8 protein-coding genes and 1 other RNA gene are annotated in these 10,387 nt (G+C 67.6%); all 9 read left to right on the top strand.

Going from position 1 to position 10,387, the window contains the following annotated elements:
* Positions 1-138: 138 nt before the first annotated feature.
* Entirely contained in the window at positions 139-1,050 is a 912-nt protein-coding gene (locus P3W75_RS19375; protein ID WP_276228926.1) for a LysR family transcriptional regulator, read from the top strand.
* Positions 1,051-1,214: 164 nt separating this feature from the next.
* Entirely contained in the window at positions 1,215-2,681 is a 1,467-nt protein-coding gene (locus tag P3W75_RS19370; protein WP_430765390.1) for a gamma-aminobutyraldehyde dehydrogenase, read from the top strand.
* A gap of 120 nt (positions 2,682-2,801) precedes the next feature.
* Complete coding sequence (gene ydcS, locus P3W75_RS19365) at positions 2,802-3,947, top strand: putative ABC transporter substrate-binding protein YdcS (protein ID WP_276228924.1); 1,146 nt, start codon at positions 2,802-2,804, stop codon at positions 3,945-3,947.
* Between the two features lie 61 nt (positions 3,948-4,008).
* Positions 4,009-4,084, top strand: a non-coding RNA gene (locus tag P3W75_RS19360) — sX9 sRNA.
* A gap of 94 nt (positions 4,085-4,178) precedes the next feature.
* Positions 4,179-5,207, top strand: coding sequence for an ABC transporter ATP-binding protein (locus P3W75_RS19355; RefSeq protein WP_276228923.1), 1,029 nt, complete (start codon positions 4,179-4,181; stop codon positions 5,205-5,207).
* Between the two features lies 1 nt (position 5,208).
* Positions 5,209-6,159, top strand: coding sequence for an ABC transporter permease (locus tag P3W75_RS19350; protein WP_430765389.1), 951 nt, complete (start codon positions 5,209-5,211; stop codon positions 6,157-6,159).
* Positions 6,149-6,955 (top strand): ABC transporter permease, encoded by an 807-nt coding sequence (locus tag P3W75_RS19345; protein ID WP_276228921.1) that lies wholly within the window; start codon positions 6,149-6,151, stop codon positions 6,953-6,955. The genes P3W75_RS19350 and P3W75_RS19345 overlap by 11 nt, the downstream gene beginning before the upstream one ends.
* 266 nt (positions 6,956-7,221) lie before the next feature.
* Positions 7,222-8,646 (top strand): gamma-aminobutyraldehyde dehydrogenase, encoded by a 1,425-nt coding sequence (locus P3W75_RS19340; RefSeq protein ID WP_276228920.1) that lies wholly within the window; start codon positions 7,222-7,224, stop codon positions 8,644-8,646.
* A gap of 271 nt (positions 8,647-8,917) precedes the next feature.
* A partial coding sequence (locus P3W75_RS19335; protein ID WP_276228919.1) for an APC family permease occupies positions 8,918-10,387 on the top strand: 1,470 nt, incomplete at its 3' end.

Genomic DNA, 10,387 nt, shown 5'->3' with positions numbered 1-10,387 from the left:
TCGGCATATCGATTTCAGAGCTTTCATTCGATTTAAAAGAATGCTCCTGTATATTTTCTATAAAGCCTAACAATCCACCCTGGCCAGCCGCCCTGAACAGCGGCAGGATGCCAGCACCTCAGCACGGGCCCCGCCGTCATGATGACCCTGCGCCAGATCCGCCATTTCATCGCCGTCGCCGAGACCGGCTCGATCTCCGCCGCCGCCCAGGCGGTGTTCATTTCCCAGTCGACGCTGACCCTGGCCATCCAGCAGTTGGAGGAGGAGATCGGCGTGCGCCTGTTCGAGCGCCACGCCAAGGGCATGACCCTGACTCACCAGGGCCACCAGTTCCTGCGCCAGGCGCACCTGATCCTGGCCACGGTAGAGAACGCCAAGCGCAACCTGCAGCAGAGCACCGACCAGGTCGCCGGGCACCTGACCATCGGCGTGACCAGCCTGGTCGCCGGTTACTACCTGGCCGACCTGATCACCCGCTTCCAGCGCGCCTACCCCAACGTGCAGACCCGCGTGGTCGAGGACGAGCGTCCTTATATAGAACACCTGCTGGTGAGCGGCGAGATCGACGTGGGCGTGCTGATCCTGTCCAACCTGGAAGACCGCCACGCCCTGCAGACCGAGGTGCTGACCCACTCACCGCACCGCCTCTGGCTGCCCGCCCAGCATCCGCTGCTGGAGCGCGACAGCATCGGCCTGGCGGATGTCGCCGGCGAGCCATTGATCCAGCTGAACGCCGACGAGATGGGCCTGCACACCCAGCGCATCTGGTCGCGCGCCGGGCTGCTGCCGCAGGTGACCCTGCGCACCGCCTCGGTGGAAGCGGTGCGCAGCCTGGTGGCGGCGGGCCTGGGCCTGTCGATCCAGCCGGACATGACCTACCGCCCCTGGTCGCTGGAGGGCGACATCATCGAGGCGCGCCCGCTGGTGGACCTCGGCGAGCCGCTGGACGTCGGCCTGGCCTGGCGCCGCGGCACGGCGCGGCCGGCGCTGGTGGACCCGTTCCTGACCGTGGCCCGCGAGCAGCCCAACGCCAAGCGGCCCTCGATCTAGCTGCATTCGATTTTTTCGAATGCCACTTTCAGTATTTAGAATTTGTCGACCTCAAGCCCGGACTCTAGTCTCTCGTTACCTACAAAAGGGTCAGTTCCGGGCCGCCCTTCCGGAGCACGCCAATGGCCCCCGAAAACAAGACCGAGAAGAAACGAGCCGCGAAGATGAATGCCCTAGCGAGCACTCCGACCCTGTATACCGAGCTGCTGATCGACGGTCAGCTGACGCCCGGTCAGGGCCTCGCCGAGGCCATCCTCAACCCGGCCACGGGTGAAACCCTCGTCTCGGTCGCCGACGCCGCCCCCGATCAACTCGAACGCGCCATCGACGCCGCCCAGCGCGCCTTCCCGGCCTGGTCGCGGACCACGCCCGCGCAGCGCGCCACGGCGCTGCTGGCGATCGCCGACGCCATCGACAAGCGCGCCGACGCGCTCGCCCGCCTGGAAGCGCTGAACTGCGGCAAGCCGCTGCACCTGGCGCGCCAGGACGATATCCCGGCCACCGCCGACGTGTTCCGCTTCTTCGCCGGCGCCGTGCGCTGCCAGCAGGGCCAACTGGCCGGCGAGTACGTGCCCGGGCACACCAGCATGGTGCGCCGCGACCCGGTGGGCGTGGTCGCCTCGATCGCGCCCTGGAACTACCCGCTGATGATGGCGGCGTGGAAGATCGCCCCGGCCCTGGCCGCCGGCAACACCCTGGTATTCAAACCCTCCGAACACACCCCGCTGTCGATCCTGGCGCTGGCACCGGCGCTGGCCGATATCCTCCCGCCCGGCGTGCTCAACCTCGTCTGCGGCGGCGGCGAGAGCGTCGGCAGCCACCTGGTGAGCCACGCCAAGGTGCGCATGGTGTCGCTGACCGGCGATATCGTCACCGGGCAGAAGATCCTCCAGGCCGCCGCGCGCACGCTGAAGCGCACGCACCTGGAACTGGGCGGCAAGGCGCCGGTGATCGTCTGCAACGACGCCGACATCGACGCCGTGGTCCAGGGCATCCGCACCCACGGCTACTACAACGCCGGGCAGGACTGCACCGCCGCCTGCCGCATCTACGCCCAGGCCGGCATCCACGACCGTCTGGTGGCCGAACTCGGCGAGGCGGTGGCGAGCATCCGTTTCGCCCGCAAGCGCGACCAGGACAACGAGATCGGCCCGCTGATCAGCGCGCGCCAGCGCGACCGCGTGGCCAGCTTCGTCGAACGCGCCCTCGGCCAGCCGCACATCGAACGGGTGACCGGCGCCGCCGTGCACTCCGGCCCCGGCTTCCACTACCAGCCGACCCTGCTGGCCGGCTGCAAGCAGCAGGACGAGATCGTCCAGCGCGAGGTGTTCGGCCCGGTGGTCACCGTGACCCGCTTCGACCAGCTGGAGCAGGCGGTGGACTGGGCCAACGACTCCGAATACGGCCTGGCTTCCTCGGTGTGGACGCAGAACCTGGACAAGGCCTTCCAGATCGCCAACCGCCTGCAGTACGGCTGCACCTGGATCAACACCCATTTCATGCTCGCCAGCGAGATGCCGCACGGCGGCCTCAAGCGCTCGGGCTACGGCAAGGACCTGTCCAGCGATTCGCTGCAGGACTACAGCGTGGTGCGCCACATCATGGCCCGCCACGGCGACCGCCTGGATTGAACGACCCGGCGGGCGCCCCCCGCCGGTACATAAGAAATGCCCCGGCGGCACGCCGCGCGAGGGCCGTTGCTCGATTGATCACTGCCCCACCAATAGAGACAACAACGAGGGAGACTCCACATGCGCAAGACCGCACTGCTCAGCGCCATCACCACCGCCCTGCTGGCCAGCGCCGGCGTTCAGGCCGCCGACGCCATCAAGGCCGTCGGCGCCGGTGAAGGCCGCCTGGACATCATCGCCTGGCCGGGCTACATCGAGCGCGGCCAGTCCGACAAGGCCTACGACTGGGTCACCCAGTTCGAGAAGGACACCGGCTGCCAGGTCAACGTGAAGACCGCCGCCACCTCCGACGAGATGGTCAGCCTGATGGCCAAGGGCGGCTACGACCTGGTGACCGCCTCCGGCGACGCCTCCCTGCGCCTGATCTACGGCAAGCGCGTGCAGCCGATCAACCCCGAGCTGATCCCCAACTGGAAGAACATCGACGCGCGCCTCAAGGACGCGCCCTGGTACACCGTCAACGGCAAGACCTACGGCAGCCCGTACCAGTGGGGCCCGAACCTGCTGATGTACAACACCAAGGTCTTCCCCAAGGCGCCGGACAGCTGGAACGTGGTGTTCGACGCGCAGAACCTGCCTGACGGCAAGCCGAACAAGGGCCGCGTGCAGGCCTACGACGGCCCGATCTACATCGCCGACGCCGCGCTCTACCTGAAGAGCACCAAGCCGGAACTGGGCATCAAGGACCCGTACCAGCTGACCGAGGAGCAGTACAGCGCCGTGCTCGACCTGCTGCGCAAGCAGCACTCGCTGATCCACCGCTACTGGCACGACGCGACCGTGCAGATGAGCGACTTCAAGAACGAAGGCGTGGCCGCCTCCAGCTCCTGGCCGTACCAGGCCAACGCGCTGAAGGGCGAGAAGCAGCCGATCGCCACCGTGTTCCCGAAGGAAGGCGTCACCGGCTGGGCCGACACCACCATGCTGCACGCCGAGGCCGCGCACCCGAACTGCGCCTACAAGTGGATGAACTGGTCGCTGGAGCCGAAGGTCCAGGGCGACGTCGCCGCCTGGTTCGGCTCGGTGCCGGCCGCGCCGGAAGGCTGCAAGGCCAGCGAGCTGCTCGGCGGCGAAGGTTGCGCCACCAACGGCTTCGACCAGTTCGACAAGATCGCCTTCTGGAAAACCCCGCAGGCCGAGGGCGGCAAGTTCGTGCCGTACAGCCGCTGGACCCAGGACTATATCGCGATCATGGGCGGCCGCTAAAAGTCATCCAGATAGCTGCTGCGCGGCCCTGATCCGCGCCCGGGCAGTGCTCGGAACCCTCACGTACCGAAGTACGCTGCGGTTCCTGTGCGCTGGCCGGGCACGGCTGAGGGCCTGCTCGCGACGCTCTCTGAACGACTTTTCATCTTTCCCCGTTTATCCGTTTCACCCGAATTCTGATTTCCGGGCAGGGCCTTCGTATGCCGATTTCCTGCCCCTGGAGCGTGCCCCATGACCACCCCCGCTGTTCAATTCACCCAGGTCTCCCGCCAGTTCGGCGAGGTGAAAGCCGTTGACCGGGTGTCCATCGACATCAAGGACGGCGAGTTCTTCTCCATGCTCGGCCCCTCCGGCTCCGGCAAGACCACCTGCCTGCGCCTGATCGCCGGTTTCGAGCAGCCCAGCGCAGGCTCCATCCGCATCCATGGCGAAGAGACCGCCGGCCTGCCGCCCTACCAGCGTGACGTCAATACCGTGTTCCAGGACTACGCGCTGTTCCCGCACATGAACGTGCTGGAGAACGTCGCCTACGGCCTGAAGGTCAAGGGCGTGGCCCGTGGCGAACGCCTGGCCCGCGCCGAAGAGGCCCTGGGCATGGTCGCCCTGGGCGGCTACGGCGGGCGCAAGCCGGTGCAGCTGTCCGGCGGCCAGCGCCAGCGCGTGGCCCTGGCCCGCGCCCTGGTCAACCGCCCGCGCGTGCTGCTGCTGGACGAACCGCTCGGCGCGCTCGACCTGAAGCTGCGCGAGCAGATGCAGAGCGAGCTGAAGAAGCTGCAGCGCCAGCTGGGCATCACCTTCATCTTCGTCACCCACGACCAGAGCGAAGCGCTGTCGATGTCCGACCGCGTGGCGGTGTTCAACAAGGGCCGCATCGAGCAGGTCGACACCCCGCGCAACCTGTACATGAAGCCGGCCACCCCGTTCGTCGCGGAGTTCGTCGGCACCTCCAACGTGCTGCGCGGCGACCTCGCCCAGCAGCTCACCGGCAACGCCCAGCCGTTCTCCATCCGCCCCGAGCACATCCGCTTCGCCACTGGCGAGCGCGGCGCCGGCGACCTGGAGATCAGCGGCCTGCTGCACGACATCCAGTACCAGGGCGCGGCCACCCGCTACGAAATCCGCCTCGACAACGGCCAGAACCTCTGCCTGAGCCAGGCCAACGTCCAGTGGGACGCCGGCGCCGTGCTGCACCAGCCGGGCCAGCGGGTCACCGCGCGCTGGGCGCGCGAGGCCATGGTGGCGCTGAACGAGGGTGCCTGAGATGGAACTGACGATGAACGCGCAAGCGCCCACGGCCGGCAACGGCCCGCTGCGGCGCCTGTCCAACCTGCTCTACCGCAAGCCGACGCTGTACCTCTCGTTGTTGCTGGTACCGCCGCTGCTGTGGTTCGGCGCGATCTACCTGGGCTCGCTGCTGACCCTGATGTGGCAGGGTTTCTACACCTTCGACGACTTCACCATGACGGTGACGCCGGACCTGACCTGGGCCAACTTCGCCGCCCTGTTCACCCCGGCCAACTTCGACATCATCCTGCGCACCCTGGCGATGGCGATCGCGGTGTCCATCGCCAGCGGCGTGGTGGCCTTCCCCATCGCCTACTACATGGCGCGCTACACCACCGGCAAGACCAAGGCGTTCTTCTACATCGCGGTGATGATGCCGATGTGGGCCAGCTACATCGTCAAGGCCTACGCCTGGACCCTGCTGCTGGCCAAGGGCGGCGTGGCCATGTGGTTCGTGCAGAAGCTCGGCCTGGTGTGGCTGCTGGACCTGCTGATGGACGTGCCCGGCGTCGGCGGCAACACCCTGTCCACCTCGAACCTGGGGCGCTTCCTGGTGTTCGTGTACATCTGGCTGCCGTTCATGATCCTGCCGATCCAGGCCTCGCTGGAGCGCCTGCCGCCGTCGCTGCTGCAAGCCTCGGCCGACCTCGGCGCACACCCGCGGCAGACCTTCTTCCAGGTCATCCTGCCGCTGTCGATCCCGGGCATCGCCGCCGGCTCGATCTTCACCTTCAGCCTGACCCTGGGCGACTTCATCGTGCCGCAGCTGGTGGGCCCGCCGGGCTACTTCATCGGCAGCATGGTCTACGCCCAGCAGGGCGCGATCGGCAACATGCCGATGGCCGCCGCCTTCACCCTGGTGCCGATCATGCTGATCGCCGTGTACCTGTCCATCGTCAAACGCCTGGGGGCCTTCGATGCACTCTGAGAAAGCTTCCTTCGGCCTGAAAGCGGCCGCCTGGGGCGGGCTGGTGTTCCTGCACTTCCCGATCCTGATCATCTTCATGTACGCCTTCAACACCGAGGACGCGGCGTTCAGCTTCCCGCCGCAGGGCTTCACCCTGCACTGGTTCAGCGTCGCCTTCGGCCGCCAGGACGTGCTGGAATCGATCACCCTGTCGCTGAAGATCGCCTGCATCGCCACCCTGATCGCCATGGTGCTGGGCACCCTGGCCGCGGCCGCGCTGTACCGCCGCGACTTCTTCGGCAAGGAGGGCATCTCGCTGATGCTGATCCTGCCGATCGCCCTGCCCGGCATCATCACTGGCATCGCGCTGCTCTCGGCGTTCAAGACCCTGGGGATCGAGCCAGGCTTCCTGACCATCGTCATCGGCCACGCGACCTTCTGCGTGGTGATCGTCTACAACAACGTGATCGCGCGCTTCCGGCGCACCTCGCACAGCCTCATCGAGGCCTCGATGGACCTGGGCGCCGACGGCTGGCAGACCTTCCGCTACGTGATCCTGCCGAACCTCGGCTCGGCCCTGCTGGCCGGCGGCATGCTGGCCTTCGCGCTGTCCTTCGACGAGATCATCGTGACCACCTTCACCGCCGGCCACGAGCGCACCCTGCCGATCTGGCTGCTCAACCAGCTGACCCGCCCGCGCGACGTCCCGGTGACCAACGTGGTGGCCATGCTGGTGATGCTGGTGACCATGCTGCCGATCCTCGGCGCCTACTACCTGACCAAGGGTGGCGAGGGCGTGGCCGGGAGCGGCAAGTGACAGTCACGTGCCATGCGACCCTCTCCCCCCGCCCTCTCCCTGAAGGGAGAGGGAGCCTGCTCGGCGTGCCCGGTTATCACCGAGTTCGCCGGCGGACACGGAGGATCGCCCGGCACGGATATCCCCTCTCCCTTCAGGGAGAGGGTTAGGGAGAGGGAAAAGCCCCCGCTCCTAACCAACAGAACCCCTCAGGACTGCCGACACCGGCGGCCCCATAAAAGAAACATCGACGAATACCTGCAAGCCCTGAACGAGAGGACTTACACATGCAAACCAAACTGCTGATCAACGGCCAACTGGTCGCCGGCGAAGGCGAGAAGCTCGCCGTCCTCAATCCCTCCCTGGGCACCGCCCTGGTGGAAATCGCCGAGGCCACCCCGGCCCAGGTCAACGCCGCCGTGGAAGCCGCCGACGCCGCCTTCGACAGCTGGTCGCAAACCGCGCCGAAAGACCGCTCGCTGCTGCTGCTGAAACTGGCCGACGCCATCGACGCCAACGCCGAGGAACTGGCCCGCCTGGAATCGAACAACTGCGGCAAGCCCTACAGCGCCGCGCTGAACGACGAGCTGCCGGCCATCGCCGACGTGTTCCGCTTCTTCGCCGGCGCCAGCCGCTGCCTGCAGGGTTCCGCCGCCGGCGAATACCTGCCCGGCCACACCTCGATGATCCGCCGCGACCCGGTGGGCGTGGTCGCCTCCATCGCGCCCTGGAACTACCCGCTGATGATGGTCGCGTGGAAACTCGGCCCGGCCCTGGCCGCCGGCAACACCGTGGTCCTCAAGCCCTCCGAGCAGACCCCGCTGACCGCCCTGCGCCTGGCCGAGATAATGGCCGGGATCTTCCCCGCCGGCGTGGTCAACATGGTCTTCGGCCGCGGCCCGACCGTCGGCGAGCCGCTGACCACCCACCCGAAGGTGCGCATGGTCTCGCTGACCGGCTCGGTCGCCACCGGCAGCCGCATCATCGCCGGCACCGCCGACACCGTTAAGCGCATGCACATGGAACTGGGCGGCAAGGCTCCGGTGATCATCTTCGACGACGCCGACATCGACGCCGCCGTGGAAGGCATCCGCACCTTCGGCTTCTACAACGCCGGGCAGGACTGCACCGCCGCCTGCCGCATCTACGCGCAGAAAGGCATCTACGCCAAGTTCGTGCAAAAGCTCGGCGAAGCCGTCGCCAGCATCCGCTACGGCGAGCAGGACGACCCGGACACCGAGCTCGGCCCGGTGATCACCGAGCAGCACCTGGAGCGCGTCATCGGCTTCGTCGAGCGTGCCCGCCAAGTGCCGCACATCGAAGTCGTCACCGGCGGCAAGCGCGCCGAGCGTCCGGGCTTCTTCTTCGAACCGACCGTGCTCGCCGGCGCCCGCCAGGACGACGAAGTGGTGCGCCGCGAGATCTTCGGCCCGGTGGTCTCGGTCACCGAGTTCGACGACGAAGCACAGGCGCTGGCCTGGGCCAACGACTCCGACTACGGCCTGGCCTCCTCGGTGTGGACCAGCGACATCGGCCGCGCCCATCGCCTGTCCGCGCGCCTGCAGTACGGCTGCACCTGGGTCAACACCCACTTCATGCTGACCACCGAGATGCCCCACGGCGGCATGAAGCTCTCCGGCTACGGCAAGGACATGTCCATGTACGGCCTGGAGGACTACACCGTGGTCCGCCACGTGATGTTCAAGCACTGAGGAAGCATCGGCACCCCCGCGCCGCCTCGGGCGACGCGGGGGTGCAGGTACCCGGCGCGGCCTCGCGGCCACGCCCCCGAAGCAGGGGAGCTTCGGGTGACCCACCGGGCGAGCCTCGCTCGCGCCAGGCCCGGCGCGCAGACCGAGGGCGACAGACCTCGCCGCACAGCTGTAGCTGTACACAACAAGAACAGCCCGCAAGGGCGCAGGCAGACGGTCACGTCAGCCGGTTTCCAACCGCCACCGCTGCCCACATCACGAGGAATATCGCATGAGCGTGCCATCCGCAGCCGACCGCGACGCAGAACAACTGCGCGCGCTGGGCTACACCTCCAACTTCAATCGCAGCATGAGCCTGTGGGAGAACTTCGCCCTCGGCTTCACCTACCTGTCGCCGGTCGTCGGCGTCTACACCCTGTTCGGCCTGTGCCTGGCCGCCGGCGGCCCGCCGATGTTCTGGTCGTACCTGCTGATCGGCCTCGGCCAGCTGCTGGTGTGCCTGGTGTTCGGCGAAGTGGTTTCGCAGTTCCCCATCTCCGGTGGCGTCTACCCCTGGGCCCGGCGCCTGGTCGGCAAGCGCTGGGCGTGGATGGTGGGCTGGATCTACGCCTGCGCGCTGTGCGTGACCATCGCCGCGGTCGCCGTCGGCGCCGGCCCGTACATCGCCGCCATGCTCGGCTTCGCGCCCAGCGCCAGCACCAACATCTACGTCGCCCTGGTGCTGACCCTGCTGGCCACCCTGATCAACCTCAGCGGCACCAAGACCCTGGCGCGCATCGCCATGTTCGGCTTCCTCTGCGAACTGGCCGGCGCGGTCGTGGTGGGCGTGTACCTGCTGCTGTTCGAACGTCACCAGCCGTTCAGCGCGCTGTTCGACACCTTCGGCATCGGCGCGGCGGAAGGCTCCTACCTGCCGGCGTTCCTCACCGCCTCGCTGGCCGGGATGTTCCTCTACTACGGCTTCGAGGCCTGCGGCGACGTCGCCGAGGAAACCCCGAACCCGAGCAAGCGCATTCCCAAGGCCATGCGCATGACCATCTACATCGGCGGCGTGGCGGCGATGTTCGCCTGCCTGGCGCTGATCCTCGCGGTGCCGGACATGGCCGCGGTGATCTCCGGCAAGGACACCGACCCGGTCGGCACCATCCTCAACAACGCCTTCGGCCCGATCGGCTCGCGGGTGGTGATGGCGGTGGTCACGGTGTCGTTCGTCTCCTGCGTGATCAGCCTGCAGGCCGCCGCCAGCCGCCTGCTCTACGCTTATGCACGGGACGAGATGGTGGTCGGCAGCGGCCTGCTCAAGCGCATTTCGCCGAACACCCACGTGCCGGTTCCGGCGCTGGTGGTGTGCGGGGTGATTCCGGCGGTGATCATCAGCCTCGGCTTCGTCCTCGAAGACGCCGTGGCGACCATCGTCAGCTTCGCCGCCATCGGCATCTACCTGGCGTTCCAGATGATCGTCGTCGCCGCGCTCTTCGCCCGTGCCCGCGGCTGGGTGCCCAGCGGCCAGTTCACCCTCGGCAAGTGGGGCACGCTGGTCAACGTCGGCGCGCTGGTCTACGGCCTCGGCGCCATCGTCAACATGGCCTGGCCGCGCAGCCCTGACGCGCCCTGGTACATCAACTACGCGATGGTCCTGACCACCCTCATCGTGATCGGCCTGGGGCTGGTCTACATGTGGCTGGGCAAGCCCTACGACCGTGGCAACGCCCCGGCCGGCGACGCCTGGAAAATCAGCGGC

Origin of the sequence: Pseudomonas citronellolis (genome assembly GCF_029335315.1) — a bacterium.
Taxonomy (GTDB): domain Bacteria; phylum Pseudomonadota; class Gammaproteobacteria; order Pseudomonadales; family Pseudomonadaceae; genus Pseudomonas; species Pseudomonas citronellolis_A.
Note: the sequence above shows the minus strand (reverse complement) of the source record. Positions and strands in the feature narration are given on the sequence as shown.

Excerpts from the sequence above, each read along its gene's own strand:
- P3W75_RS19370 (WP_430765390.1), top strand. The coding sequence starts at position 1,215 with ATGAATGCCCTAGCGAGCACTCCGACCCTGTATACCGAGCTGCTGATC.
- P3W75_RS19350 (WP_430765389.1), top strand. The coding sequence starts at position 5,209 with ATGGAACTGACGATGAACGCGCAAGCGCCCACGGCCGGCAACGGCCCG.
- ydcS (WP_276228924.1), top strand. The coding sequence starts at position 2,802 with ATGCGCAAGACCGCACTGCTCAGCGCCATCACCACCGCCCTGCTGGCC.
- P3W75_RS19375 (WP_276228926.1), top strand. The coding sequence starts at position 139 with ATGATGACCCTGCGCCAGATCCGCCATTTCATCGCCGTCGCCGAGACC.
- P3W75_RS19355 (WP_276228923.1), top strand. The coding sequence starts at position 4,179 with ATGACCACCCCCGCTGTTCAATTCACCCAGGTCTCCCGCCAGTTCGGC.
- P3W75_RS19340 (WP_276228920.1), top strand. The coding sequence starts at position 7,222 with ATGCAAACCAAACTGCTGATCAACGGCCAACTGGTCGCCGGCGAAGGC.
- P3W75_RS19345 (WP_276228921.1), top strand. The coding sequence starts at position 6,149 with ATGCACTCTGAGAAAGCTTCCTTCGGCCTGAAAGCGGCCGCCTGGGGC.